Genomic DNA, 25,845 nt, shown 5'->3' with positions numbered 1-25,845 from the left:
AGTCCCCGGCTCGGGCGTCCCCGGTTCCGGGCATCCCGGCTCGGCGGCCTCGGGCCCAGCGCCTTCCGGCCCAGCAACTCCAGGTTCACGAGTCCCCGGCTCGGGCGTCCCCGGTTCCGGGCATCCCGGCTCGGCGGCCTCGGGCCCAGCGCCTTCCGGCCCAGCAACTCCAGGTTCACGAGTCCCCGGCTCGGTCGTCCCCGGTTCCGGGCATCCCGGCTCGGCGGCCTCGGGGCCAACGGCTCCCGGTCCAGAGGTTCCAGCCTCAGTGGTCCCGTGCTCAGGGGCTTCGGGGGGCGTTCGGGGGTTGCCGTCGGTTCGGGTGTCGTCGGGGGACGACGGGGCCGACTCGGCCATGGACCACTCGTCGGCCGGCCTGATCGGCGAAGCCCCCGGTCCGCGCCCCAGCGCACGCCGACGGCCGGCGCCTGCGCCGGGGGCGGGAACATCGTTCGAGGTCATGGCCGTCGCAGGCTACCGTCTCCGGCCCACGGAGCCGACTACCGCCCGGCCGTCACGCCGAGTACAGCTAGTGCTGTGGCCGGAAAGGGTTGCCGAGAAGCTCGCGGCGTCCGGTGCTGGGGGCACCTCCCACGCCGTTCAGGCAGTGGGGGAGCCTCGCAAGGCGGAGCGTCGCCCGCGTACTGGATGTACTCGGGTGATGCGACAACGCGGCGTGGGGGTACCCCCGGCCGAAGGCTGGGGGAGTGCCGTGCCGGGCGTCGCGAGCCGGTGACCCCTTCCGGTCGCAGCACTAGCGACCCCGCAGGCGCCGTACCAGGATGCTCGCCTCGCCGCGGGACTCCAGGTCCGCCAGGACCACCGCGACCGCCTCGCGCACGATACGGCCCCGGTCGACCGCCAGGCCGTGCTCACCGCGGAGCACCAGGCGGGCGTGTTCGAGGTCCATCAGCTCCTCGGCGGAGACATAGACCGTGATCTTCTCGTCGTGGCGCTCGCGCCCGCTGGGCCGGCGTGCCGCCGCCGCCCGGCCGCGCTTGCGGGGCTCGGCGGCGGCAGAACCTTCCTGCGGCGCCGTACGGGCCCGCGCCGAGCGCTCACCGCCCTCGGCCGGTTCGGCCTCGACCGCGGCCGCGTGCTCGGCCCCCTCGCCGTCACCGCCCTGCGCGGGTACGGCCTGCGGCGCGTCCTCGGCGGCGGCCGCGTCGCTTTCCCCCGCCGGGGCCGGCACCCGGGCCTCGCCGTTGGCCGGGCGCCGGGGAGTGGACGGCTGGAGCGCCATACCCCCTGTCGTGCGGAACAGTTCGTCGGCCCCCGGCAGACTCACTCGGCGTGACACCGGGCGAGCACCTCCCTGGCGAGCTGGCGGTAGGCGGCGGCACCGACGGAGTTGGAGGCGTACGTGGTGATCGGCTCACCGGCGACCGTGGTCTCCGGGAAGCGGACCGTGCGTCCGATGACCGTGTGGTAGACGTGGTCGTCGAACGCCTCGACGACACGCGCGAGCACCTCACGGCTGTGCACCGTGCGCGAGTCGTACATCGTGGCGAGGATGCCGTCCAGCTCCAGCTCCGGGTTGAGCCGCTCCTGGACCTTCTCGATGGTCTCGGTCAGCAGCGCCACACCGCGCAGGGCGAAGAACTCGCACTCCAGCGGGACGATCACCTTGTGGGCGGCCGTCAGCGCGTTCACCGTGAGCAGACCCAGCGAGGGCTGACAGTCGATGACGATGTAGTCGTAGTCGGGCAGCAGCGGCTTGAGGGCGCGCTGGAGGGTCGACTCGCGCGCGACCTCCGACACCAGCTGGACCTCGGCCGCCGACAGGTCGATGTTGCTGGGCAGCAGGTCCATGTTCGGGACCGCCGTCTTCAGGAGCACCTCGTCCGCCGACATGCCCCGCTCCATGAGCAGGTTGTAGACGGTGAGGTCCAGCTCCATGGGGTTGACGCCGAGACCGACCGACAGCGCGCCCTGCGGGTCGAAGTCCACGAGCAGCACGCGCCGGCCGTACTCCGCGAGCGCGGCACCCAGGTTGATGGTCGACGTCGTCTTGCCGACGCCGCCCTTCTGGTTGCACATCGCGATGATCTTCGCGGGGCCGTGGTCGGTCAGCGGGCCCGGGATCGGGAAGTACGGCAGCGGGCGGCCGGTCGGGCCGACGCGCTCACGGCGCTGACGGGCAGCGTCGGGCGCGAGCGTGGCCGCGTACTCGGGATCGGGCTCGTACTCGGCGTCGGGGTCGTAGAAGTGCCCCTCGGGCAGTTCGTCGTAGTCGGCGAAGTGGTTGTGGGGCGCGCCACTTCCGTCGCCGGCCATGGCGTTCACGTGATGGCCATCCATGCTCTGGTGTGCTGTCTGAGTCATCCCTGACATCCGGTGACCCTGGTGGGCTGCGAAGGTACGCACAGCAACGGAGCCGACAGCCTCGAACCCCGCGGGGCCCTGGCCCCGTACAGGCGTTCCTGGTTGACCACCCCCGGGAGAAAATGTCGACTCATTCACAAGTCGTCTTACCTCCTTGGTGACCAGGAAACTTCTAGACAGGTCAGCGTGGCACCATGCCGACGGTTGGCGACTCTATGGCGTGTCGGGCGTTCGCAGCAACACAATCCGCCGGACCCGGCACGATGTGTCGACAATGAAACATCCCGCTGTCAAGGGCGTACGGCCGTCGCACAGCAGGTTTCACCGGTGTGCGAATCGGTCGAAGGGTTACGTTCGAGGCGAGTTGACCGAGAGCCGCAAAGTGACCATACACACATCCGGCCGGACCTTGTCGGGCAAGGTCCGGCCGGACGCGCGCTGTTGACGAGGCGTGTTGACGAATCGCTTTTTGCCGAACGGTGACTTGGCGACACGGCGGGCGGCACGCCAGGTCACGAGGTCAGACGAGCAGCGAGTCCAGCTCCACGTGCTCCAGCCCGTGCGCCTCGGCGACCTCCTTGTAAACGACCTTGCCGTCATGGGTGTTGAGACCCTTGGCCAGCGCGGCGTCCCGGCGCAGCGCCTCCACCCAGCCGTTGTTGGCGAGCGAGACGATGTAGGGCAGCGTCGCGTTGGTGAGCGCGTAGGTGGAGGTGTTGGGCACCGCGCCCGGCATGTTGGCGACGCAGTAGAAGACCGAGTTGTGGACCCGGAAGGTCGGCTCGGCGTGGGTGGTCGGACGGGAGTCCTCGAAGCAGCCGCCCTGGTCGATCGCGATGTCGACAAGAACACTTCCCGGCTTCATCCGGGACACCAGCTCGTTGGTGACCAGCTTCGGGGCCTTGGCGCCGGGGATGAGCACGGCGCCGATGACCAGGTCGGCCTCCAGGCAGGCCTTCTCCAGCTCGAAGGCGTTGGAGACGACGGTCTGGATCTTCGTCCCGAAGATCTTGTCGGCCTCCTTGAGCTTGTTGATGTCGCGGTCGAGCAGGGTCACGTGGAAGCCCATGCCGATGGCGATCTGGGCGGCGTTCCAGCCGGAGACGCCGCCGCCGATGACGACCGCCCTGGCGGCCAGCACACCCGGTACGCCGCCGGGCAGCACACCGCGGCCGCCGTTGGCGCGCATCAGGTGGTAGGCGCCGACCTGCGGGGCAAGCCGGCCCGCGACCTCCGACATCGGGGCGAGCAGCGGCAGCGCGCGGCTCGGCAGCTCGACGGTCTCGTAGGCGATCGCCGTGGTGCCGGACTCGATGAGGGCGTCCGTGCACTCCTTGGAGGCGGCCAGGTGCAGGTACGTGAAGAGCGTCTGGTCCTTGCGCAGGCGGTGGTACTCCTCGGCGATGGGCTCCTTGACCTTCAGCAGCAGGTCGGCGGTGGCCCACACCTCGTCGGCGGTCTCCAGGATCGAGGCGCCGGCCGAGACGTACTCCTCGTCCGCGATCGAGGAGCCGAGGCCGGCGCCCCGCTCGACGACGACCTGGTGGCCGTTGCGCACCAGCTCGTGCACACCGGCGGGGGTGATGGCCACCCGGAACTCGTTGTTCTTGACCTCGCGGGGGATGCCGACCTTCACGTCGATCACGGTCCTTGGCTCAGAGGGTGTGGGGGCATTGCGTGACATACCCGGCATGTATGGGCACATCGGGAGACACCGCAGGACAACGTGCGGCAGAGCCAGTCTAATGAAGGCGTTCCGGCTGTCTAGCCTTTCATTGCATCAATCTTCGGTTCCGGCACTACGGATTTCGCAGGCGCTAACTCCGTGTTCCAGGTCTGAATCCTCGGATTCCGCGGAATCGGCCTCCCCCGGCCCCTCCCCCAGCATGCGCTCGGCGGCCGCGCGGTGCAGTCGGGCGGCGGCCGGATCGCCGAGCCGCTCCAGGGTGTCGGCCAGCCGGAGCTGGAGCGCCGCCTGCAGCCGGGCGTCCTCCGCGCGGCGCGCCCACTCCACCGCCTCCTGGCAGGTGCGCAGCGACTCCTGGGGCCGGCCGGCGTACTCCTGCACCCGGGCCAGTTCGCTCAACGCCCGCGCGTGGGCGGCGACATCGCCGTTCTTGCGGTGCCCGGCGACGGCCGCCCGCCAGTTCCTGAGCGCCTCGCCGTAGCGGCCCGCGTAGGTGTGGGTGGTGCCGATGCGGCCGTAGAGCCGGGCGGCCTCCGCGCGCTCGCCCCGGGCCAGGCGCTGGGCGAGGGCCCGGCCGAACCAGTCGGCGGCCCGGTCGTAGTCCCCCAGCTCCTGGTGGGCGCCGCCTACGGATTCCATCGCGCGGCCGGTCGCGTACGGGTCGCGGGCTTCCCGTCCGGCGTCCAGGGCGGCCCGGTAACGGGCCAGCGCCGCCCGGGTACGGCCGGTCTGCGCGTCCAGGTCACCGAGGTTCAGCAGCGCCGCCGCCTGTTCCCGGGGCAGGCCGCGGCGCCCGGCGACATCGAGGACCAGCCCGTGGATGCCGTACAGGTCGGCGGCGGCCGCCTGCGTGCCGAAGTGCGCCACCATGGCCCTGACCAGCTGGGACAGCAGCCGCCTGGCCAGTGTGTCCAGCTCCCCGTCGGCCACCGCGAGCCGGGCGGCGGCCAGCAGGGCGGGCCGGCGGACCCGCAGCCAGTCGGCGGCCGCCCGGGGACTCGGGAAGCGCAGCGGCCGGGGCATCCCGGCCAGCTTCTCGCGGGCCTGGGGGCTGTCCGTCTCGGTGATGGCCCGGCAGGACTGCAGCAGCCGCACGGTCCGCTCCAGCATGCGGGCGCGGGCCAGCTGCAGCTCGGCGGGGCGGTCCTGGCTGTCGGCGAGGGAGCGCAGCATGGGGTGCAGACAGCCCGGGACCTCGTACTCGGGCAGCGGGGAGTCGACGGCCCGCAGCAGCCCGAGGGCGGCCAGGTCGTCCAGGACGGCGCGGGCGCCGCCGACCTCGGAGCCGGTCAGGGCCGAGGCGGTGTGCGGGTCGATCAGTCCGGCCGGGGCCAGGGAGAGCAACCGCAGGGTCCGGGCGGCGGGGCCGGGCAACTCGTCGTAGACGAGCCGGAAGACGCGGGAGAGCGGGGTGGTGCCGGTGCCGTCCTCGCACTCTTCGGCGTACGTGCGCATCCGCTTGGCGAGGTCGGAGACGGCCGCCTTGGGGCGGGCGGCGAGCCAGCCGCCGGCCAGGGTGAGCGCGGCCGGCTGGCCCTGGCACACCTCGACCAGGCCCTCGGCGGCCCTCGGGTCGACGGTGATGCGGACCGAGCCGGTGTGGCGGGTGAGCAGTTCGAGCGCCGACTTGGTGTCCAGGCCGCCCAGGGTGCAGGGGCGCACGTCGGCGATCCCGGTGAGCGGGCCGCCGGAGACGGCGACGGCCAGGCAGTCCGGGGTGTCCGGGAGGAGCGCGTCGACCTGTTCGGCGCCGGCCGCGTCGTCCAGCAGGAGCAGGACCCGCCGCCCGGCCAGCCCGGCCCGCAGGGCCGCCGTGAGGTCGTCCTCGGCGGCGCCGGGCGGAGCGGGCAGTTCCAGGGCGGCGAGCAGCTCGCGGGCGGTGCGCTCGACGGGGACGGGGGTGCCGTCGGGCTCGCTGAGCCGGGCGCGCAGGACGCCGTCGGGGTAGCGGTCGGCGACCTGGCGTACGAGTTCCTCGGCGAGGGCGGTGCGGCCGGAGCCGGGGCGGCCCGCGATGAGCAGCACCCGCGCGCGTGGGGCCTTGCGGCCGGAGAGGGTGTCCAGGCCCGCGCGCTCGATGTCGGCGCGCAGCTCCTTCAACTCCCTGGTGCGGCCCAGGAAACGGTCCTCCGGGGCCGGGTGTGCCGACTCCCGCACGCTGTCTGTGTCCACCGCCTGATCCGTCACGGGCCACACTCCCGTCCCACCGCACGCGCAAGCCCGCCGGGTCTCCGGAGCGAGCGTTTTCCAGAGCCTAGTTCACGCTCTGCGACGTCCCTGGTGGAGCACGGCGGACACGTCCCCCGATCGGATCAGCCGATCGTCACACCGGCGGGTGAAGGGGGTGGGCCCAGGACCGGGCCAAGGTGGAGCCAAGGTGGAGCCGGGGCGGGAGTCCGGACGGGTTCAGGACTCGAAGGGCCGCGCGGGCCACGGAGCGTCGGCCGGGCGCAGCGCGTCGAGGCCGTCACCGGCCCGGGCGGCGGCCAGCGAGAGCACGCCCACGACGAGGCAGTTGTTGTGCACGTCACCGGCGAGCACCCGGCGCACCAGTTCCTCGGCCGGCACGCGCGCGTGCTCCATGTCGGCCTCCTCGTCCTCGACCTCGAAGCGCTCGCCGTCGGCCTCGGACAGGTCGCGGGCCAGGAAGATCCGTACGGCCTCGTCGCAGCCGCCGGGTGTGGTGTACACGTCGGTCAGCACCCGCCAGTCCTCGGCCTTGACGTGCGCCTCCTCGTACAGCTCGCGCTGGGCCGCGTGCAGCGGGTTCTCGCCGGGCACGTCGAGCAGACCGGCCGGGATCTCCCACAGCTTGTGCCGCACGGGGTGGCGGTACTGCTTGATGAGCAGCACCCGGTCCTCGTCGTCGAGGGCGAGGACGGCCACCGAGCCGGGGTGGACCTGGTAGTCGCGGCGGACCACGGAGCCGTCGGGCATGACCACCTCGTCCGTGCGCACGGAGGTCTTGTTCCCGGTGAAGGGGGTCTCCGTGGCCCGGATCTCCCACTCCTGCGGGGTGTCCTCGATAGTCATGCCCTCTCTCCTCCCACGTGCGCGAAAGCGGCCGGGGCGGCGGCCTTTTGAATGCGCGCGCCCCGGCCACCGTACAACCGGTGTGTTACTTCGAACTCTTCCGCTCGACGGCGGCCTTCACCAGGCCGGCGAACAGCGGGTGCGGACGCGTCGGGCGCGAGCGCAGCTCCGGGTGCGCCTGCGTGGCGACCAGGTACGGGTGGACGTCGCGCGGGTACTCCACGTACTCGACGAGCTTGCCGTCCGGCGAGGTGCCGGAGAAGACGATGCCGGCCTTCTTCTCCAGTTCCGCGCGGTAGGCGTTGTTCACCTCGTAGCGGTGCCGGTGGCGCTCCTCGACGTACTCCTTGCCGTCGTAGACCTCGCGCACGATCGAGCCCTCGGCCAGCTTCGCCGGGTACATGCCCAGCCGCATGGTGCCGCCCATGTCACCCTCGCCGGCGACGATGTCGAGCTGCTCGGCCATGGTGGAGATGACCGGGTGGGCGGTGGCGGGGTCGAACTCGGTGGAGTTGGCGTCCGAGATGTCGGCCAGGCTGCGCGCGGCCTCGATCACGATGCACTGCAGGCCCAGGCACAGGCCGAGCAGCGGGATCCTGTTCTCCCGGGCGAAGCGGATGGCGCCGACCTTGCCGAGCACCCCGCGGTCGCCGAAGCCGCCCGGGATGCAGATGCCGTCGACGTCACCGAGCTGCGCCTTGGCGCCGGCCGGTGTCTTGCAGTCGTCCGAGGTGACCCACTTGATCTTGACGCGAGCCCGGTTGGCGAAGCCGCCGGCCCGCAGCGCCTCGGTGACCGACAGGTAGGCGTCGGGCAGGTCGATGTACTTGCCGACCAGGGCCAGGGTGATCTCGTGGTCGGGGTTGTGGACGCGGTCGAGCAGGTCGTCCCAGGTCCGCCAGTCCACGTCCCGGAAGGGCAGGTCGAGCTTGCGGACGACGTACGCGTCCAGGCCCTCACCGTGCACGGTCTTGGGGATGTCGTAGATGGACCGGGCGTCCGGGCAGGCGACCACGGCGGCCTCGTCGACGTCGCACATCAGCGAGATCTTGCGCTTGATCGCGGTCGGCACCTCGCGGTCGCAGCGCAGCACGATCGCGTCGGGCTGGATACCGATGTTCCGGAGCGCGGCCACGCTGTGCTGGGTCGGCTTGGTCTTCAGCTCGCCCGAGGGCCCGATGTAGGGCAGCAGCGAGATGTGCACCACGAAGACGTTGTCCCGGCCGACCTCGTGGCGGACCTGGCGGACGGTCTCCAGGAACGGCAGCGACTCGATGTCGCCGACCGTGCCGCCGACCTCCGTGATGACGACGTCCACCTCGTCGGTGGCCATGCGCCGGATCCGGTGCTTGATCTCGTTGGTGATGTGCGGGATGACCTGCACCGTGTCGCCCAGGTACTCACCGCGCCGCTCCTTGGCGATCACGGTCGAGTAGACCTGGCCTGTAGTGACATTGGCGCTGCCGTCCAGGTCCCGGTCGAGGAAGCGCTCGTAGTGTCCGATGTCCAGGTCGGTTTCGGCGCCGTCGTTGGTGACGAACACCTCACCGTGCTGGAAGGGGTTCATCGTGCCCGGGTCGACGTTCAGGTACGGGTCGAGCTTCTGCATCACCACGCGCAGGCCACGGGCCTTGAGCAGCATGCCCAGGCTCGACGCGGTGAGGCCCTTGCCGAGAGAGGAGGCGACACCCCCGGTGACGAAGATGTGCTTGGTCGTCGTGGCTTTAGGCGGCATGGCCAAAGGGGGGCTCCCGTGGTCGCGGTCTGGGTTGCGGTGTGGCGCCCGGTCCGGAATGCTCCGGAGGTGCCGTCGCTGCGGTTCGGGGGGCCCCTGTTTGTCTTTTCCCTGCGGGGGGCACCCACCGGTCCACGGGCTACCAGGGTATCAGCGCCGCGGAGAGATGGCTTCCGGCCACGCTCCGCGCACGGATCGCCACAGCCGTCCATCCGTTACACGCTCCTCACCCGCTGCTCACCCGTTCGGCCCACACGGGTTGCCCGGAGCGGCACGCAGATCATCTACGTGCGTCGTATCCTGCTCGGACATTCGCTGCCGAGCCCGGCCGGAAAAGACGGCACACCCCCGCCTGTAAGCACCGGAACAACGAGAGCACGGCAGTTCGTTGAGCAAGGACTGTCGTGTTGCCTCAGGGCTCGGCGGGCTGCTTTGCTTCACCGCTCAACGACGCACAACAACGACCCCTTGACCGCACTAGCGACAGCCCCCTTTCCGCAGGGGGGCGACGTGGCCGTTCGACTGGAGTTGCACGTGGCCGGGCGCATCGAAGACTACGCACTCATCGGAGACATGCAGACAGCCGCACTGGTCTGCCGGGACGGCACGGTGGACTGGCTGTGCCTGCCCCGCTTCGACTCGCATGCCATCTTCGCCGGTCTGCTGGGCACCGAGGAGCACGGCTTCTGGCGGCTCGGCCCGGCGCACGCCGCCGACTCCCCGCCGCCCACGGCGGCCCGGCGCACCTACCGGGGCGACTCGCTGATCCTTGAATCGGAGTGGGACACCCCACGCGGCACGGTCCGTGTGACGGACTTCATGCCCCCGCGTGACGGCGCCCCGCAGCTGATCCGGATCGTGGAGGGCGTCACCGGCCGGGTCCCGATGCGCTCGGCGCTCCGGATGCGTTTCTCCTACGGCCGGGTGGTGCCCTGGGTGCACAAGCACGACGGGCGCACGGTGGCCGTCGCGGGTCCCGACTCGGTCTGGTACGACACCGAGTGCGAGACCTACGGGAAGTCGCTGACCACGTACTCGGACTTCACCGTCGCCCCGGGTGACCGGATCGCGTTCACGATCTCGTGGGAGCCCTCGCACAAGCAGCCGCCCGCCCTGCCGGAACCGGAGCAGTCGCTGCGGGCGACGGAGGACTTCTGGCGCGAGTGGGTCGAACACTGCACGTACCACGGGCCCTACCGGGAGGCGGTGGTGCGCTCGCTGATCACGCTGAAGGCGCTGACGTACGCCCCCACCGGCGGCATCGTCGCGGCCCCGACCACCTCGCTCCCGGAGGACATCGGCGGCGTCCGCAACTGGGACTACCGCTACACCTGGCTGCGCGACGCGGCGATCACGCTGTCCTCCCTGCTGCGCACCGGCTACCGCGAGGAGGCCCGCGCCTGGCGCGAGTGGCTGCTGCGGGCGGTCGCCGGCGACCCGGAGAACCTGCAGATCATGTACGGCATCGCGGGCGAGCGCGAGCTGGGCGAGGCCGAGCTGGACTGGCTGCCCGGCTACGAGGACTCGGCCCCGGTCCGGGTGGGCAACGGCGCCGCCCACCAGCTCCAGCTGGACGTGTACGGCGAGGTCACCGAGGCCCTGCACCTGGCCCACATGACGGGCCTGGCCCGCAACGACTACGCCTCCCTGCTCCAGCTCAAGCTGATCCGCTACCTGGAGCAGCACTGGGACGAGCCCGACGAGGGCATCTGGGAGGTGCGCGGTCCGCGCCGGCACTTCGTGCACTCCAAGGTGATGGCCTGGGTCGCCGTCGACCGCACGATCAAGCTGATCGAGTCCGGCGACGCGGACGGTCCGCTGGAGCGCTGGCGCGAGCTGCGCGACGACATCCACCGGGACGTGTGCGAGAAGGGCTACGACAAGGAGCGCAACACCTTCACGCAGTCGTACGGCTCCAAGGAGCTGGACGCCTCGCTGCTCCTGATCCCGCAGATGGGCTTCCTGCCGCCGGACGACAAGCGGGTCATCGGCACCATCGAGGCGATCCAGCGGGAGCTGTCCACCTCGGACGGCTTCATCCTGCGCTACCCGACGGAGGGCGACAGCGAGGGCGTCGACGGCCTGCCCGGCGACGAGGGGGCGTTCCTGGCCTGCTCGTTCTGGATGGCGGACGACCTGGCGATGATCGGCCGCGTGGACGAGGCCCGCAAGCTCTTCGAGAAGCTGCTCGCCCTGCGCAACGACCTCGGGCTGCTCGCCGAGGAGTGGGACCCGCGCCTGAAGCGCCAGGTCGGCAACTTCCCGCAGGCCTTCAGCCACGTGCCGCTGATCGACACGGCCCTGCGGTTGACGGCCTCGGGCGCGTACGGCGGCTGAGCCCGGGTCCCCGGACGAGATCCCGGTGTGAGGAGGGTCTCAGACACCGTCCTCACACATGGGCAGCGATGCCTTCTCGGCGGCCGACCGGCGCCGGTATCTCCACATGAACCAGCCGGTGAGGGCCCTGCCCACCGGGGACACGGTCGCGTGCGGGCGGGTCTCGTCCCAGCCCAGGGAGAACAGGGCCGCGACAATCCCCACGAGAAAGAGCCCCGCGCCGGCCAGGAAGGCGTAGTCGCCGGTGCCCATCACATAGGTCAGGCAGCGGTGGACGGCCCAGACCGTGTAGCCGCCGACGGCCGTCCAGCCGGCGGCGCGCTCCCCGAAGAGGCCCAGCAGCCCGCGGACCGTGCCGTCGGAGCACAGGAAGCCGGTGATCAGACCGAGCCCCACCCACACCACCACGGCGGAGAACATGAGGCCCTTCTCCCTCGGCGGGTCGAATCCGTCCGACTGTCCCGAAACGGTGATCCAGACCGGCGAGTCCTCCCACGTCTCCAGTTCGGCGCGGTCACCGGTCCGGGCGACGTCGTACAGGGACCGCACGACCTGTCGGGTCTGCGTGGCGCCCGACGCACGCCGGAAGGTCACCCAGTAGAGCGTCGTCCTGCTGCTCCCCCCTTCGTCGCTGGTCTCCTCCACGGTGGTGTGGCGGCCCGTCACCGTCCCGGTCTCCCGTGCCACGCAGCCGTGCGCGGCGGCCGCCGGGGCCGGCACCCCCGGGGCGCACAGCGACGCGTGCCGGAAGGCCGTCGTGTCCTCCCAGGGGCCCACCCACAGCAACGCCCCCCAGACGACGGCGCCCACACCGGCGAACAGCGCCGCACCCCGGATGATCATGCTTCGTCCCACCTGGCCCCCGTCCCCCCCGGCCGGCCCACCGTTCACCCCGAGCCGCCCGGCCTGCCGGTTCCTCTTCGAGGACGTTGCCCGGCCGGAAACCGGTTGCAACACGCCTAGGCTGAAAACGCACCCTTGCCCCCGTTCCGGAAGGGGGCGGCCATGGCTCCCCTCTCGAAGGCGCGCACGGCCCTCGCCGCACTGCGGGAGGATCTGGCGGGTGACGTGTTCGCGCCCTGGGACCAGGGCTACGACGAGGCTCGCAGGGTCTTCAGCGCGCTGAGCGACCGGCGCCCCGCGGTGATCGCCCGGTGCGCGGACGAGACCGACGTGGTCCGGGCCGTGCGCTTCGCCCGGGACCTGGACCTGCGGATCGCGGTGCGCGGCGGCGGCCACGGCCTGGCGGGCGCGGCCCGGGTCGACGGCGCGCTCCTGGTGGACCTGCGCCGGATGCGCCGGGTGAGCGTCGATCCGGCGGCGCGGACGGCACGGGCCGAGGGCGGCGCCACCCTGGGCGGCCTGGACCGGGCCACGCGGCCCCACGGCCTGGCCGCCGCCGGCGCCCACGCCCCGGCCGCCGGGGCCGTCGGGCTCGCCGGGTTCGTCCTGGGCGGCGGCACCGGCCGGCCGGACCGGGCCCTGGGCCTCGCCGTGGACGACCTCCTCGGCGTGGAGCTGGTCACCGCGGACGCCGAGCGGGTGCGGGCCGGACCCGACGAGCACCCGGAGCTGTTCTGGGCCCTGCACGGCGGCGGCGGCAACTTCGGCATCGCCACCGCGCTCACCCTGCGGCTGCACCCGCTGCCCGGGTTCTCCCTCACGCTGCTGCTCTGTCCGCCCTGGCTCGGCCCGGCCCTGGTCCGCGCCTTCCGCGAGGTCATCCGCGCCGGCCCCGACGCGGTGGGCGGCGAGGTGACGTATCCGACGGCGGGCGAGCCGGTGTACGGCGCGCTGCTGACGTACCCGGGCGGCCAGGCGGACCTGCGCGGGCTCGCCGGGCCGCTGCTCGCGCTGCCGCACGAGGCGGAGCTGACCGGCGCCGACGCGCTGCGCCTGCTGGGCTGCCCTCCCGGTGCGCGCGCCCACTGGTCGGCGGAGTGCCCGACCGCGCTGCCCGACGAGCTGGTGGACGTGTTCTGCGCCCGCGCGCGAGCCCTCTCTGTGCCGGGCGGGTCCCGGCACACGCTGTTCCCGCTCGGCGGCGCCGTCGCCACCGGCCCGGTCCCGGCGGCGTACCCGGTGCCGTACCGGGACGCGGCCTGGGTGGTGCGGCCCTTCGCCCAGTGGGCCGACCCGGCCGACGACGAGCGGGCCCTCGCCTGGGTGCGGGACGCCCGCGCCGACGTACGGCCCTGGGCGGGCGGGGCCGTCTGCCTCAGCCTCGTCGGCGACGAGGGCCCGGAGCGGGTCAGGGCGGGTCTGGGCGCCGGGAACCTGCTGCGGCTGGAGAAGGTGAAGCGCCGGTACGACCCCGACAACGTCTTCCGCTGCAACCACAACATCGAGCCGGTGTAGCGGATCGCCCCCGAACTGTCCTGAGGGCGTTCGCGCAGGTAGCGTCCGCTGCATGGAGAGCGGGGACAGCGGCACCGCCGGCGCCGGCGACAGCGGCACGGACAAGCGATTCGACACCCGGGGCGCCGGGATCACCGTGCGGCGGGCGCTGGAGCTGCCCGGACTGCGCAGCGGGCTGCCGGAGATCCTGGCGGGCGCCGAACGGCTGGGGCGCACCGTGCGCTGGGTGCACGCGGGCGAGGTGCCCCACATCGCCTCCCTGCTCAAGGGCGGCGAACTGCTGCTCACCACGGGCTACGGCCTCGGCACCCGCCCCGCCGAGCAGCGCGCGTTCGTGCGCACCCTGGCCGAGCGGGGCATCGCCGCCCTGGTCGTGGAGCTGGGCCCGCGCTTCACCCGGCTGCCCGCCGCCCTGGTGGACACCGCGCGCGGTGCCGGGCTCCCGCTGGTGCAGCTGCACCGGGAGGTGCCGTTCGTCACGGTGACCGAGGAGATCCACACCGAGATCGTCAACGGCCACTACGCGCTGCTCCAGCGGGCGGAGGAGGTGCACCGGCGCTGTACCGAGGCCTTGCTGGGCGGCGGCGGGGTGCCGCAGGTGCTGGGCATCCTGGCGGACTTCAGCGGCAATCCGGTGTTCCTGGAGACCCCCGACGGCCGGCTGTTGTACGCCGCCGGCGCCGGGCCCGAGGGCGCGGACCCGTTGCAGGTGTGGGAGGGGCTGCGCGGCCCGCACAAGGACGCGCCGCCGCCGGCCGGTTCGGTGCTGGTGGACGTGCCCGGGGGCGGTCCGGGGACGGGGTCGGTGCGGGCCCGGCTGGCGCTGCTGCCGGTCCGTTCGCCGCTGACGCCGGTGCACCGGATGGCCGCCGAGCGGGCCGCGGGCATCCTGGCCGTGGTGCTGATGCAGGCCAGGCAGGAGGAGGAACTGGCGGCACGGGGACGCGGTGACTTCCTCACCGATCTCGCCGAGGGCCGCGTCACGGCCGAGGACGCGCCGGCCCAGGCCCGCGTCCTCGGCTTCAGGCCCGGCACCGGCCCGCTGCTGCCGGTGGTGATGCGGGTCGGCGACTCCCTCTCCCCCTCCGGCGGCTGGGCGGTGCTGGCGCGGGCGGTCGCCGAGGAGCTGGCCTCGCTGGGCGTACCGGTGCTGCTGGGCGTGCGGCCGGTCGAGGGCCGGGTGCCGCTGCTGCTCGGGCTGCGGGCGGAGGCGGAACGCCCGGCGGTCGCGGACCGGGTCGCGGCGGCGCTGCGGGCCGGGGTGGAGCGGGCCGGGATGCTGCGCCCGGGGGGCCGCCCGCCGGTCGTGGTGGTCGGGGTGGCCGGTGGCTGGGCGGCCGCGTCGGCCGGGCTCAGACACGCGGCGGAGACCGCGACGGCGGCCCAGGGGCTGGCCGACCGGCCCTGGTACGACGCCCGCCGCCTGGACATCGACCTGCTGCTGTGGCGGCTGCGCGACCACCCGGACCTGGCGGCCTTCGTGGACCGCGCGATCGGCCCGGTGCGCGACCACGACCAGCGTGCCAAGCCGCCGCTGCTGCCCACCTTGGAGACGTATCTGGCACACGCCGGCCGCAAGGCCGAGACCGCCCGCGAGCTGCACCTCAACCGGCAGACCCTCTACAACCGCCTGGCCCGCATCGGCGAGCTGCTCGGCACGGACCTCGACGACCCGCAGACCGTCCTGGCGCTGAGCCTGGCCCTGCGCGCCCGCCGGCACGTGCCCTAGGGGACGGTCCTCGCCCCGTCCCCTAGGGGAGCGGCCGGGGCTGGGTCAACTCGTCGTAGACGCTCAGCACTTGGGCGACGGTCTCGTCCTCCGTCGGCCAGCCCGCCGCCTGCCGCACGCCCCGCTCCCGCAGCAGCTCCCGGCGCTCGGGGTCCCCGAGCAGCCGTACGACGGCCTCGGCGAACGCCTGAGGGTCGCCGCGCGGTACGAGTTCGGCCGCGTCGCCCACCAGGTCGGGGACCCCGCCGACGGCGGTCGCGACGAGCGGCACGCGTGCGTGCAGGGCCTCCTGGGCGAAGACGGAACGGGACTCCCAACTGCTGGGCAGCAGCGCCAGGTCGGCGGCGGCGAGCAGCTCGGGCACGTCCTCGCGCCGCCCGATGAGCCGCACCGGCAGTTCCTCCTCCTCGATCCGCCGCTGCAGCGCCGGGCGCAGCGGCCCCTCCCCCGCCACCACGACCAGCGGCTGCGGATCGAGGCCGCGCCAGGCGCGGGCCGCGTCCAGCAGGAGGTCATAGCCCCGGCCGGGGTCCAGGGAGCCGATCGCGATCAGCAAGGGGCGCCCGGTGGAGCCGAGTTCGGCGCGGATCTTGGGCCGCAGCCGGTCGGGGTCGTCGGGCTCGACGGGCCGGCAACGGCCGGGCAGCGCCACGGCGGCCAGCCGCGCGTCCCGCGCTCCCGTGCGGCGGGCCCGGTCCACCAGGTCGGAGGTGGTGCCGAGCACCACGGCGGCCGTTCGCACCACCCGCCGCTCCAGCAGCCGCAGGAAGTGGGCCCGCGCCCCGTCGGCCTCGGCCCTGGTGTGCCAGGTGACGACGAGCGGGGTACGGCGGCCACTGAGCGCGAGCACCGCGCGGAAGGAGGCGTGCAGCCCGTGCGCGTGCACCAGGTCGGCGCCCGAGCAGGCCGCCCTGAGCGCGGCCACGGAGGCCGGGTCGCTGCTGCGCGGCACGTGCACGTGCTCGGCGCCGACGCCGGTGAAACCGTAGGCGCGATCCGCCTCCACGGGGGCGCACACCGTGACCCGCACGCCCCTGGCGACCAGCCCGGCGGCCAGCGAGCGCACATGCGTGCTGCTGCCGGCGTTGCCGCCGCCGAGCACCTGCACGGTGCGCAGCGGCGACTGACCGAGCGGGGCGTTGCTGCTCAGGGGGCTCACGTGGCCGGGGCTCCTGGTTCGGCGTCGGGCGGTCACGAGGAAACGTACAGAAGGTATCGGGTGGCGGGAGGGTCCGCGCGCGCCTGGAGCACGGACCGTCCTCCCTGCCAAGGATGCCAGGACGTACGGGTGTTCCGGGAAAACCAGGGAGGCGCACATCGCGGCGGGCCGGGGCAATGCGCCGGAGCGCGTCACCCACACGGGTGAGGCAAGAGGGGGCCGGGGCGACCCGTCCGGAGCGGGTGTGCGGAGGTCAGCGGCCCCGGCCGGTCACCAGGAGCGCGCCCACTCGCTCACCCGGTCGCCGTACACGGCGGCGGTCACCACCGCGACGGCGTGCGCCGCCAGCCCGGCGCGCCCGTTGCAGACGACGGCGGCCGTCCCCAGGGCCGCGCCCAGGGCGTGCGCCCCCGTGTCCCCGATCATCGTCCGCTCGCCGAGGTCCTCGGGAAGCACCGCCGCCGCGCTGCCGACGGCCACCGCGGCCAGTTCGGCCCCCGGGCCCGTCCGCAGCAGCCCCGGCGCTCCCAGCGCGAGCACCGCGCCGACGGCGCGTGCGGGCCGTACGTCCACGAGGTTGACGAAGTGCGCCGCCCCCGCGATCACCACCCCGGCCAGCACCCTGTCGGCCGGCCGCTCCTTCAACAGCACCCCGGCCACCAGGGCGGCCGCGGAGATCCCGAACAACTTCACCGCGCCGCTGGTGACTTCTCCGTCCCGCAAGGCCCTCAGATGCGCCCGGAAGCCGCGCCGCCCGTCACCGGCCCCGGCCACGTCGTCGTACGCCCCGCACGCCCCCGCGGCCAGCACGGCGAGCCCGGCACCGGGATGCACCCGCGCGGCGCCGACCGCGGCGGAGACGGCGACCGCGGGCCCGGCGTACAGCTCGACGGTCCGTCCGGCGTGGTTGCGCCGTTCCCAACGCCCGGGCCCGCCGGGCGGGTTGGCCCGCAGGGCGGTCAGAGCGGCCCGGGTGAGAGCGGCCGAGCGGACGAGCGAGCGGGACCTTCGGGCACGACGGGACATCCCGCCACCCTACGGTCCCGCTCCTGGGGTCCAGGGCCCGCTGCCGGCGCACGTCCGGCGGGCCGTGGCCCGGAGACCGCCCTAGAGATCGGCGCGGGCCGCCGCCAGCAGTTCCTCCGCGTGGGCCCGGGCCGTCTCCGAGTCCTCCTGCCCTGCCAGCATCCGGGACAGCTCCCGGACGCGTTCCTCGCCCTCCAGGACCTTCACGCCGGACCGGGTGACCGACCCGTCGTTGGTCTTCTCCACCAGCAGCTGCCGGTCGGCGAAGGCGGCGACCTGGGGAAGGTGGGTGACCACGACGACCTGCGCGGTCCGCGCGAGCTTGGCCAGGCGCCGTCCGATCTCGACCGCGGCCTTGCCGCCGACACCGGCGTCGACCTCGTCGAAGAGATACGTCGGCACCGGGTCGGTGCCCGCGAACACGACCTCCACGGCGAGCATCACGCGCGACAGCTCACCACCGGAGGCTCCCTTGGCGATGGGCCGCGGCGGCGCACCCGGATGCGGGGCCAGCAGCAGCTCCACCTCGTCCACGCCGGACGGCCCGTAGGCGACCGTGCGCCCGCCGACCTCGACGCCGTCCGGGTCCTCGGTCTGCCGGATGTCGAAGGACACCCGCGCGTGGGGCATCGCCAGCGAGGCCAGTTCGGCGGTCACCGCGGCGGCGAACCGCTCGGCGGCCTCCCCCCGCGCGTCCGTCAACGCCTGCGCCAGCCCGCCCAGTTCGGTCCGCAGCGCGTCCCGCTCGGCGGTCAGCTCGCCGATCCGCTCGTCGTCGCCGTCCAGCTCGGTGAGGCGCTCGGCCCCCGTCTGCGCCCACGCCAGCACGGCGTCGATGTCGGCGCCGTACTTGCGCGTCAGGGCGTTCAGCGCCGCCCTGCGCTCCTCGACGGCGGCCAGCCGCAGCGGATCGGCGTCCAGGTCGTCGGCGTACCCCGCCAGTTCGCCCGCCACGTCCCCGAGCAGGATCCCGATCTCCCCGATCCGGTCGGCGAGCGCGGCCAGTGCCGGATCGTGCGACCGTACGGCCTCCAGGGCCCGGTGCGCGCCCGCGACGAGCGTCGAGGCGTCGATGCCCTCGGGGTCCTCCGGGTTGCCCGCGAGAGCGCCGTGCGCGGCCGTCGCGGCGGACGCCAGCGCCTCGGCGTGCCCCAGCCGCTCGGCCTCCTCGGCCAGCTCCGCGTCCTCCCCGGCCCGCGGCTCCACCCCGGCGACCTCGTCGAGGCCGTAGCGCAGCATGTCGGCCTCCTGGGCCCGCTCACGCGCCCGGGTGACGATCTCCTCCAGTTCGACGGAGACCGCCCGCAGCCGCCGATAGGCCTCGCCGTACTTGGCCAGCGGCCCGGCGACCGCGTCCCCGGCGTACCGGTCGAGCGCCTGCCGCTGCCGGGACAGCTTCAGCAGCCCCTGCTGGTCGGTCTGCCCGTGCACGGCCACCAGGTCGTCGGCCAGCTCGGCGAGCAGCCCCACGGGCACGCTGCGCCCGCCCAGGTGCGCCCGGGAGCGCCCTTCGGCGGAAACGGTACGGCTGATCAGCAGCGCCCCGTCGTCCAGCTCGGCCCCGGCCTCCTCGGCGCGTACGACGGCAGCGGCGCCCGCGGGGACGGCGATCCGCCCCTCCACGACCGCCTTCCCTGCCCCGAGCCGCACGAGCGCCGGGTCCGCGCGACCGCCCAGCAGCAGCCCGAGGCTGGTGACCACCATGGTCTTGCCCGCGCCCGTCTCACCGGTGACCGCGGTGAACCCGGGCGACAGCTCGACGACAGCGTCGTCGATGACCCCGAGCGACCGTATCCGCATCTCCTCCAACACGGAGAAGACCTTACGAGGTCCGGCCGCACCAGTGCGAGGTCCCCCTGTCACCCGGGGCCGCCCTGTCACCCTGGGGAGTGCACCGCCCTCTAGTGAGGGGCTCCGCGCCACCCGGAGACGGGCAGGGCGAACTTCGCCACCAGCCGGTCGGTGAACGAGGCGTGGTGCAGCCGGGCGAGCCGCACCGGCACGGCCCCCCGCCGGACCTCCACCCGTGCCCCGGGCGGCAGCTCGACCGTGCGCCGGCCGTCGCACCACAGCACGCCCGGCGGAATGTGCGGCAGCACCTCCACCGCGAGCACCGAGTCCGGCGAGGTCACCAGCGGCTTGGCGAACAGCGCGTGCGCGCTGATCGGCACCATCAGCAGGGCCTCGACCTCGGGCCACACCACGGGTCCGCCCGCGGAGAACGCGTAGGCCGTGGACCCGGTGGGCGTCGACAGCACGATCCCGTCGCACCCGAACCCGGTCACCGGCCGCCCGTCGATCTCCAGCACGACCTCCAGCAGCTTCTCCGCGCCGGCCTTCTGCACGGCCGCCTCGTTCAGCGCCCAGTCGGTGTGCACGATGTCCCCGTTGCGGTGCACGACGACGTCGACGGTCATCCGCTCCTCGACCTCGTACGCCCTGCTCACCACCCGGTCGACGACCTTGTCGAGGTCGTCCCGCTCGGCCTCGGCGAGGAACCCGACCCGTCCGAGGTTGACGCCGAGCATCGGCACTCCGGAGGCCCGGGCGAACTCGGCGCCGCGCAGCAGCGTGCCGTCACCGCCGAGCACGATCAACAGCTCGCACCCGTCGAGGCACTGCGGCGTCGCCTCCTTGACGAGTTTCACCTCGTCGGGCAGCGGCAGGTCGCGGGCCTCGTCCTCCAGGACGCGCACCCCGATGCCGGACCGCAGCAGCCCCTTGACCACCAGCTCGGCGCTGCGGATCGCCGCGGGCCGCCCGGTGTGGGCCAGCAGGAAAACAGTACGAGCTAGGTTCGGTGTCAACGCGGCCCCTCCGCCACTGCACGGTCAACGTCGGCCGGGTCCAGGGCGGGCGCCCCGGCACGCAGCCACAGAAAGTACTCGACGTTCCCGGACGGCCCGGGCAGCGGACTCGCGGTGACACCCTTCACCCCGAGCCCCAGTTCCCACGCCTTCTCGGCCACGCCCCGCACGGCCTCCGCCCGCAGCTGCGGACTCCGTACGACACCCCCGCTGCCCAGCCGTTCCTTCCCCACCTCGAACTGCGGCTTGACCATCATGACCAGGTCGGCGTCCGGCCTCACGCACCGCGTCAGGGCCGGCAGCACCAGCCCGAGCGGAATGAAGGACAGATCGCCCACGACAAGATCCACAGGTTCCCCATCGATCGCTTCAAGCGTCAACTCGCGTACGTTCGTACGGTCCTTGACGGTGACGCGTTCATCGCTCTGCAAGGACCAGGCGAGTTGGCCGTATCCGACGTCGACGGCGACGACGTGGGAGGCGCCCGCCCGCAGCAGGACGTCGGTGAAGCCGCCGGTGGACGCGCCCGCGTCCAGCGCCCGGCGGCCCTCGACCACGAGTCCCCCGGGCCCGAAGACCTGCAGCGCGCCGGCGAGTTTGTGGCCGCCCCGGGAGACGTAGTCGGGGTCGCTGTCGTCGGCCGCGACGACGATCGCCGCGGCCGTCTCGACCTGTGTGGCCGGCTTGGTCGCGACGGTCTTGCCGACGGAGACCCGTCCGGCGGCGATCAGCTGGCCGGCGTGCTCGCGCGAGCGCGCGAGTTTCCGGCGGACCAGTTCCGCGTCCAGCCGACGGCGTGCGACTCCTGCCACGTTCGGTTCAGCTCCTACCGCTGTACGTCGAGGGGGGCGCCGGAGGTCCCGGGCGGGCGTCGAGCGCGGTGAGCGCGTCGCGCAGCCCCCGGTGTACATCCTCGTACACCTCCACATGCCCGTCGGTGGCGAGGTGGTCGGCATCGGCCAGCCGCTGGAGCCGGGCGTCGACCTCGGCGTCGCCGGTGGGGGCGCGGGGGACGGCCAGGGGGGCGGGGGCGGCGGGGTCGTACTCGGGTTCGACCTCGGCCATGACCTCGGCCACAGCCTCGCCACCGCCTTCGGCTCGGGCGCCGGTTTCGGCTGTGGCGTCGGCCTCCGGCACGGACTCGGACACGGACTCGCTCATGCCCAGACGCTACCTCGAACCGCTGCGGTACCGTCGAGCGCGATGGCCACGATCGAGGAGTGCCGAGCCGCACTGGGAAAGCTCTCGGACAACATGGGAGGCGCCGAGGGCGACGTCCGCGCTGCCGCTTCCCTGGACCGTTCGGTGAGCTGCCACATCACCGACCTGGACGTCACCTTCGCCGGCCGACTGACCGGCGGACGGATCGAGGTCGACGACACCTTCCCGGGTCCGCCGCGCGACAACGCGCAGATACGGCTCGCCATGGCCGGCGACGACCTGGTGGCGCTGGTGGACGGCGAGCTGAACTTCGCGGGTGCCTGGGGGTCGGGCCGGGTGCGGCTGGAGGCCGGACTGCTCGACCTGTTCCGGCTCAGGAAGCTGCTGTGACCCTCGCCTCGCCGCCGCGCAGGACGATCAGGTGGGTCGGCTCGTCCAGGAGCAGCGGCGGGGTCTGCTGGGCGAGGGCCATTTCGATTCGACACGCGCTGGCGCTGACCGCCGGACAACTCGTCGACGTACCGGTCGGCGAGTCCGGCCACCCCCGTCCGCGCCATGGACTCCTGGACCACCCTTTCATCCTCGGCGGACCACCGGCGCAGGATGCCCTGGTGGGGGTGGCGGCCCCGGCCGACCAGGTCGGCGACCGTGCATCAATGCCCGGCGCGGTGTCCGTTCTCAAGCCCGAGCCGCGCCAGTGCCTTGCCTCCGTCCAGCTCGCATGAGCCGTCCCCGGCCGCCGTCCAGGCCGCCGCGCACAGGGCCCGCAGCCCGTCCAGGGGCGCGCCGTCGCCGTCCAGCTCAAGCCGGTCCGCCCCCGCCGCCGCCGTCCACCCGCCGCACCGGAAACCGTCACCCTCTGGGGTGATCTCCGGCTGGCCGGTGAGCAGCCCGCGCAGATCGGCGTCCACGTAGGTCGGCCGGTGCCGCGGCGGCGCGGCGAGCAGCTGGGCGCCGTCGGTGACACCGGTGAGGACCAGGATCGAGTCCACGCCCCCGTTGAACGCGCCCTCGATGTCCGTGTCCAGCCGGTCCCCGACGACCAGGGGCCGCTCGGCGCCCGTGCGCAGGATCGTCTCCCGGTGCATGGGCGGCAGCGGCTTGCCCGCCACCTGCGGCTCGGCGCCGGTCGCGATGCGTACGACCTCCACGGCCGCCCCGTTGCCCGGCGCGATCCCGCGCCCGCTGGGAATCGTCAGATCGGTGTTGGAGGCGAACCACGGCACCCCGCGAGCCACCGCGTACGACGCCTCCGCGAACCGGCCCCACGGCAGATCGGGCCCGCCGAACCCCTGCACCACGGCCGCCGGATCGTCGTCCGCCGACTCCACCGGCTCAAGACCACGCTCGCGCAGCGCGACCCGCAGCCCCTCCCCGCCGATCACCAGCACCCGCGCCCCGGCCGGCACCTGCTCGCTGATCAGCCGCGCGACCGCCTGCGCCGAGGTGATCACGTCGTCGGCGCCCGTCGGTATGCCCAGCTCCGTCAGATGCTCCGCCACCGTGTCGGGCGTGCGCAGCGCGTTGTTGGTGACGTACGCCAGCCGCATCCCGCCCGCCCGGGCGGCGGCCAGCGAGTCGACCGCGTGGGCGATCGCGTTCCCACCCGCGTACACCACCCCGTCGAGGTCGAGCAGCGCCGTGTCGTACGCCTCGTTCAGGGGCTGCCCACTGCCCTCGGGCCTCGTCCTGACACCCTGGCTCATTCCACATCGCTCCTCGTTCGCTCGCTTTCCCCGATCATCCCGCACGCCACTGACACACGTACGATGCCGGGATGAACACAGCAGGTCCCTCGGAAGCAACGGCGCGCCGAGGCCTGGAACTCATCCCGTTCCGAGGCCTTCGCTACGACCCCGACCGGGTCGGCAGCCTCGCCTCCGTCACCTCCCCTCCGTACGACGTCGTCGTACGCCCCGACGGCCTGCACCACCTCCAGTCCGCCGACCCGCACAACATCGTCCGCCTGATCCTGCCGCAGGCGGGCACCCCCAGCGCCCGTACCGGCCAGGCCGCCGACACGCTGCGCCGCTGGCTCGCCGAGGGCGTTCTGACCACCGACCCGGAACCGGCCCTGTACGTGTACGAACAGTACGACGGCGACGGCATGCTGCAGCGGGGTCTCATCGGCGCCCTGCGGCTGGCCGAGCCCGCGGAGGGCGTGGTGCTGCCGCACGAGGACGTGATGCCGCCCGTGGTGGCGGACCGCGCGGCTCTGATGCGGGCCACCCGCGCGAACCTGGAGCCGCTGCTGCTGACCTACCGCGGGAACGGCGCGGCGGCCGAGGTCGTCGAACGCACCGCCGAACGGCCGCCGCTGCTGGCCACCGTCACGGAGGACGGTTTCCACCACCGTCTGTGGTCGGTCACCGACGCCGCCGAGGTGGCCCGCGTCCAGTCCGATCTGTCCCGGCAGCAGGCCCTGATCGCCGACGGCCACCACCGCTGGGCCACCTACCTGCTGCTCCGTGCGGAGCATCCCTCTCCGAGTCCGTGGGACCACGGTCTGGTCCTGCTGGTCGACACCGCCCGCTATCCGCTCCGGGTCCGCGCCATCCACCGTCTGCTGCACGGCCTGCCTGTCGCGGACGCGGTGGCGGCCCTGGACGGCCTGTTCCGCGTACGGCGTCTCGACGTGCCGTTGGCGAAGGCCCTGGAGGACCTGGCGGACGCCGCCTGCGCGGGCAACGCCTTCCTTCTCGCCGGCGACGGCGCCTTCCACCTGGTGGACCGCCCTGATCCGGACCTGCTGGCCCGTACGATCCCCGTCGACCGACCCGCCGCCTGGCGCACCCTGGACGCTGCGGTGTTGCACGCGACCCTCCTGGACCACGTCTGGCGCATCCCCGAGGATTCTCCCGCGCACATCGCGTACATCCATGACACGGCCGCCACGGTCGCCAAGGCCGAGCGCGACGGCGGCACAGCGGTCCTGATGCACCCGGTCCGCGAGGAGGTCGTACGGGACCTGGCCCGGCAGGGGGTGACGATGCCCCGCAAGTCGACGTCGTTCGGCCCGAAGCCGGCGTCGGGGCTGGTGCTGCGGGCGCTGGACGTCTGACCTCGGCTCAGGACGCGCACAGGCGCACATGCGCACATGCGAGAGGGCAGACCCCGGTCGGAGCCTGCCCTCTCACTCTCTCACTCGACCGCCGAGGTCAGTCCTCGTCTTCGTTCCCGTCCTCGGCCGCGTTGGCCGTGCCCTCGTGGATGTCCTTGCCCTTGTCCCTGTCCTCGGGCTCGGGCTCGTCCTGCGCCGGCACGTCGGCGGTGTCGGCGGTGTCGGCGGCCTCGTCGTCGAGCGCGTCGACGAACTCCACGCCGTCCAGTTCGGCCAGCCGGTCCGAGGCGTCGGTGCTGCCGTCGCGGTCGGCCTCGACGGCCTTGGCGAACCATTCCCGAGCCTCGGCCCGCCGCTCGGCGGCGAGCAGCGCGTCCGCGTAGGCGTACCGCAGCCGCGCGGTCCACGGCTGGACCGAGTTGGAGGCCAGCTCGGGGCTCTGCAGGGTGACGATGGCCGCGTCGAGCTGCCCCATGTCCCGGCGGGCACCGGCCGCGACGAGCCGCATCTCGACCTGCCCGGCCTTGTCGAGCTTGTGCACCTCGGGGGCGCCGGCCATGTCCAGGGCCTTCTCCGGCCGCCCGAGTCCGCGCTCGCAGTCGGCCATCACCGGCCACAGCTCCGCGCTGCCGCTCATCCGGCGCGCGGCCCGGAACTCGGCGAGCGCCTCGCTGTACTTCTGGTTGGCGTACGCGGCGAACCCGGCCGCCTCACGTACGGCCGCGACACGCGAGGCCAGCCGGAGGGCCACCTTGGAGTAGCCGTAGGCGCCCTCGGGGTCCTCGTCGATGAGCCGCGCGACCATCACCAGGTTCTTGGCGACGTCCTCCGCGAGCGTCTTCGGCAGGCTCTGCAGTTCCTGTCGTACGTCCTTGTCGATCTCGTCGCCGGTGACGTCCTCCGGGATCGGCAGCCGCTTGATCGGCTCGCGGTCGCGGTCCCGCTCGTCGCGGAAACGGCCCCCGCCGCGCCGGTCGTCACGGCGGTCGTCCCGCCCGTCACGTCCCCGGAAGCCACCGGGTCGGCCGCCGCGATCGTACTCACGGGGCCCACGGCCACCGCGATCGTCCCGGCCCCGGAACCCACCACGGTCACCCCGGCTGTCGTCGCGGCGGAAGCCACCACGGTCGTCGCCTCGACGGTCGTCACGGCGGTCATCCCGGCGGAAGGTCGGTCGGTCGCCACCACGGTCGTCACGCCGGTCGTCACGGCGGAAGGGGGGGCGGTCGCCACCACGGTCGTCACGCCGGTCGTCGCGACGGAAGGGGGGGCGGTCGCCACCACGGTCGTCACGGCGGAAGGTCGGTCGGTCGCCACCACGGTCGTCACGCCGGTCGTCACGGCGGAAGGTCGGTCGGTCGCCACCACGGTCGTCACGCCGGTCGTCACGGCGGAAGGTCGGTCGGTCGCCACCACGGTCGTCACGG

At 73.4% G+C, this 25,845-nt stretch carries 20 protein-coding genes and 2 pseudogenes; 5 read left to right on the top strand and 17 right to left on the bottom strand.

Going from position 1 to position 25,845, the window contains the following annotated elements; translation table 11 throughout:
• Positions 1–754 precede the first annotated feature (754 nt).
• From ACFYMM_RS42585 to ACFYMM_RS42560, 6 genes are all read right to left on the bottom strand, one after another.
• Positions 755–1,300 (bottom strand): hypothetical protein, encoded by a 546-nt coding sequence (locus ACFYMM_RS42585; RefSeq protein ID WP_388397815.1) that lies wholly within the window; start codon positions 1,298–1,300, stop codon positions 755–757.
• On the bottom strand, positions 1,285–2,463 hold the full coding sequence (locus tag ACFYMM_RS42580; RefSeq protein ID WP_388397813.1) for a ParA family protein: 1,179 nt from the start codon (positions 2,461–2,463) through the stop codon (positions 1,285–1,287). The genes ACFYMM_RS42585 and ACFYMM_RS42580 overlap by 16 nt, the downstream gene beginning before the upstream one ends.
• A gap of 382 nt (positions 2,464–2,845) precedes the next feature.
• Complete coding sequence (ald, locus tag ACFYMM_RS42575; protein WP_388397810.1) at positions 2,846–3,970, bottom strand: alanine dehydrogenase; 1,125 nt, start codon at positions 3,968–3,970, stop codon at positions 2,846–2,848.
• Between the two features lie 135 nt (positions 3,971–4,105).
• On the bottom strand, positions 4,106–6,199 hold the full coding sequence (locus ACFYMM_RS42570) for a tetratricopeptide repeat protein (protein ID WP_388397807.1): 2,094 nt from the start codon (positions 6,197–6,199) through the stop codon (positions 4,106–4,108).
• A 219-nt stretch (positions 6,200–6,418) separates the two neighbouring features.
• Positions 6,419–7,045 (bottom strand): NUDIX domain-containing protein, encoded by a 627-nt coding sequence (locus ACFYMM_RS42565; protein ID WP_388397805.1) that lies wholly within the window; start codon positions 7,043–7,045, stop codon positions 6,419–6,421.
• Positions 7,046–7,130: 85 nt separating this feature from the next.
• The gene (locus tag ACFYMM_RS42560; protein WP_388397802.1) at positions 7,131–8,780 is read right to left on the bottom strand and encodes a CTP synthase; all 1,650 of its coding nucleotides are present in this window, start codon (positions 8,778–8,780) and stop codon (positions 7,131–7,133) included.
• A gap of 534 nt (positions 8,781–9,314) precedes the next feature.
• Between ACFYMM_RS42560 and ACFYMM_RS42555 the strand changes: the two genes are divergently transcribed.
• Positions 9,315–11,117 carry a glycoside hydrolase family 15 protein gene (locus tag ACFYMM_RS42555; protein WP_388397823.1) on the top strand — a complete coding sequence of 601 codons (1,803 nt, stop codon included), beginning with the start codon at positions 9,315–9,317 and terminating at the stop codon, positions 11,115–11,117.
• Positions 11,118–11,156: 39 nt separating this feature from the next.
• Here the strand turns inward: ACFYMM_RS42555 and ACFYMM_RS42550 are convergent, their stop codons facing one another.
• On the bottom strand, positions 11,157–11,960 hold the full coding sequence (locus ACFYMM_RS42550; protein WP_388397800.1) for a hypothetical protein: 804 nt from the start codon (positions 11,958–11,960) through the stop codon (positions 11,157–11,159).
• A gap of 162 nt (positions 11,961–12,122) precedes the next feature.
• Here ACFYMM_RS42550 and ACFYMM_RS42545 point away from each other — a divergent pair, with 162 nt between their 5' ends.
• Together ACFYMM_RS42545 and ACFYMM_RS42540 are read left to right on the top strand one after the other, a co-directional pair.
• Positions 12,123–13,475: an FAD-binding oxidoreductase gene (locus ACFYMM_RS42545; RefSeq protein WP_388397797.1), complete on the top strand. Its 1,353-nt coding sequence runs from the start codon at positions 12,123–12,125 to the stop codon at positions 13,473–13,475.
• Positions 13,476–13,527: 52 nt separating this feature from the next.
• Positions 13,528–15,204, top strand: a complete 1,677-nt coding sequence (locus ACFYMM_RS42540; protein ID WP_388397795.1) for a PucR family transcriptional regulator — start codon at positions 13,528–13,530, stop codon at positions 15,202–15,204.
• A 22-nt stretch (positions 15,205–15,226) separates the two neighbouring features.
• Here ACFYMM_RS42540 and ACFYMM_RS42535 read toward each other — a convergent pair whose 3' ends face one another.
• The 6 genes from ACFYMM_RS42535 to ACFYMM_RS42510 form a co-directional block, all read right to left on the bottom strand.
• Complete coding sequence (locus ACFYMM_RS42535) at positions 15,227–16,363, bottom strand: glycosyltransferase family 4 protein (RefSeq protein WP_388397792.1); 1,137 nt, start codon at positions 16,361–16,363, stop codon at positions 15,227–15,229.
• Between the two features lie 270 nt (positions 16,364–16,633).
• Complete coding sequence (locus ACFYMM_RS42530) at positions 16,634–17,389, bottom strand: hypothetical protein (protein WP_388397790.1); 756 nt, start codon at positions 17,387–17,389, stop codon at positions 16,634–16,636.
• An 81-nt stretch (positions 17,390–17,470) separates the two neighbouring features.
• Positions 17,471–19,189 carry a DNA repair protein RecN gene (gene recN / locus ACFYMM_RS42525; RefSeq protein ID WP_388397820.1) on the bottom strand — a complete coding sequence of 573 codons (1,719 nt, stop codon included), beginning with the start codon at positions 19,187–19,189 and terminating at the stop codon, positions 17,471–17,473.
• Positions 19,190–19,290: 101 nt separating this feature from the next.
• Positions 19,291–20,196, bottom strand: coding sequence for an NAD kinase (locus ACFYMM_RS42520; protein ID WP_388397787.1), 906 nt, complete (start codon positions 20,194–20,196; stop codon positions 19,291–19,293).
• Complete coding sequence (locus ACFYMM_RS42515) at positions 20,193–21,008, bottom strand: TlyA family RNA methyltransferase (protein WP_388397784.1); 816 nt, start codon at positions 21,006–21,008, stop codon at positions 20,193–20,195. Before ACFYMM_RS42515 ends, ACFYMM_RS42520 begins: the two co-directional genes overlap by 4 nt.
• A 7-nt stretch (positions 21,009–21,015) precedes the next feature.
• Positions 21,016–21,357, bottom strand: coding sequence for a hypothetical protein (locus ACFYMM_RS42510; protein WP_388397782.1), 342 nt, complete (start codon positions 21,355–21,357; stop codon positions 21,016–21,018).
• 42 nt (positions 21,358–21,399) lie between these two features.
• On the opposite strand from ACFYMM_RS42510, the gene ACFYMM_RS42505 reads away from it, so the two are divergent.
• Positions 21,400–21,747 (top strand): sterol-binding protein, encoded by a 348-nt coding sequence (locus ACFYMM_RS42505; RefSeq protein WP_388397779.1) that lies wholly within the window; start codon positions 21,400–21,402, stop codon positions 21,745–21,747.
• A 34-nt stretch (positions 21,748–21,781) separates the two neighbouring features.
• Here the strand turns inward: ACFYMM_RS42505 and ACFYMM_RS42500 are convergent.
• Both ACFYMM_RS42500 and ACFYMM_RS42495 read right to left on the bottom strand, forming a co-directional pair.
• Positions 21,782–22,007, bottom strand: a pseudogene (locus tag ACFYMM_RS42500) (ATP-binding cassette domain-containing protein); the annotation flags it as partial.
• A 3-nt stretch (positions 22,008–22,010) separates the two neighbouring features.
• On the bottom strand, positions 22,011–23,063 hold the full coding sequence (locus ACFYMM_RS42495) for an HAD-IIA family hydrolase (protein WP_388397777.1): 1,053 nt from the start codon (positions 23,061–23,063) through the stop codon (positions 22,011–22,013).
• Between the two features lie 71 nt (positions 23,064–23,134).
• On the opposite strand from ACFYMM_RS42495, the gene ACFYMM_RS42490 reads away from it, so the two are divergent.
• Positions 23,135–24,418, top strand: coding sequence for a DUF1015 domain-containing protein (locus ACFYMM_RS42490; protein WP_388397774.1), 1,284 nt, complete (start codon positions 23,135–23,137; stop codon positions 24,416–24,418).
• A 97-nt stretch (positions 24,419–24,515) separates the two neighbouring features.
• On the opposite strand, the gene ACFYMM_RS42485 is transcribed toward ACFYMM_RS42490, so the two are convergent.
• Both ACFYMM_RS42485 and ACFYMM_RS42480 read right to left on the bottom strand, forming a co-directional pair.
• Positions 24,516–25,331, bottom strand: a complete 816-nt coding sequence (locus ACFYMM_RS42485) for a hypothetical protein (RefSeq protein WP_388397818.1) — start codon at positions 25,329–25,331, stop codon at positions 24,516–24,518.
• A 15-nt stretch (positions 25,332–25,346) separates the two neighbouring features.
• Positions 25,347–25,845 (bottom strand): annotated as a pseudogene (locus ACFYMM_RS42480) (hypothetical protein); the annotation flags it as partial.

It is taken from the genome of Streptomyces sp. NPDC006739, from assembly GCF_042869815.1.
Classification (GTDB): Bacteria; Actinomycetota; Actinomycetes; order Streptomycetales; family Streptomycetaceae; genus Streptomyces.
Note: the sequence above shows the minus strand (reverse complement) of the source record. Positions and strands in the feature narration are given on the sequence as shown.

Excerpts from the sequence above, each read along its gene's own strand:
- ACFYMM_RS42565 (WP_388397805.1), bottom strand. The coding sequence starts at position 7,045 with ATGACTATCGAGGACACCCCGCAGGAGTGGGAGATCCGGGCCACGGAG.
- ACFYMM_RS42560 (WP_388397802.1), bottom strand. The coding sequence starts at position 8,780 with ATGCCGCCTAAAGCCACGACGACCAAGCACATCTTCGTCACCGGGGGT.
- ACFYMM_RS42550 (WP_388397800.1), bottom strand. The coding sequence starts at position 11,960 with ATGATCATCCGGGGTGCGGCGCTGTTCGCCGGTGTGGGCGCCGTCGTC.
- ACFYMM_RS42545 (WP_388397797.1), top strand. The coding sequence starts at position 12,123 with ATGGCTCCCCTCTCGAAGGCGCGCACGGCCCTCGCCGCACTGCGGGAG.
- ACFYMM_RS42540 (WP_388397795.1), top strand. The coding sequence starts at position 13,528 with ATGGAGAGCGGGGACAGCGGCACCGCCGGCGCCGGCGACAGCGGCACG.
- ACFYMM_RS42530 (WP_388397790.1), bottom strand. The coding sequence starts at position 17,389 with ATGTCCCGTCGTGCCCGAAGGTCCCGCTCGCTCGTCCGCTCGGCCGCT.
- recN (WP_388397820.1), bottom strand. The coding sequence starts at position 19,189 with ATGCGGATACGGTCGCTCGGGGTCATCGACGACGCTGTCGTCGAGCTG.
- ACFYMM_RS42510 (WP_388397782.1), bottom strand. The coding sequence starts at position 21,357 with ATGAGCGAGTCCGTGTCCGAGTCCGTGCCGGAGGCCGACGCCACAGCC.
- ACFYMM_RS42505 (WP_388397779.1), top strand. The coding sequence starts at position 21,400 with ATGGCCACGATCGAGGAGTGCCGAGCCGCACTGGGAAAGCTCTCGGAC.
- ACFYMM_RS42495 (WP_388397777.1), bottom strand. The coding sequence starts at position 23,063 with ATGAGCCAGGGTGTCAGGACGAGGCCCGAGGGCAGTGGGCAGCCCCTG.
- ACFYMM_RS42490 (WP_388397774.1), top strand. The coding sequence starts at position 23,135 with ATGAACACAGCAGGTCCCTCGGAAGCAACGGCGCGCCGAGGCCTGGAA.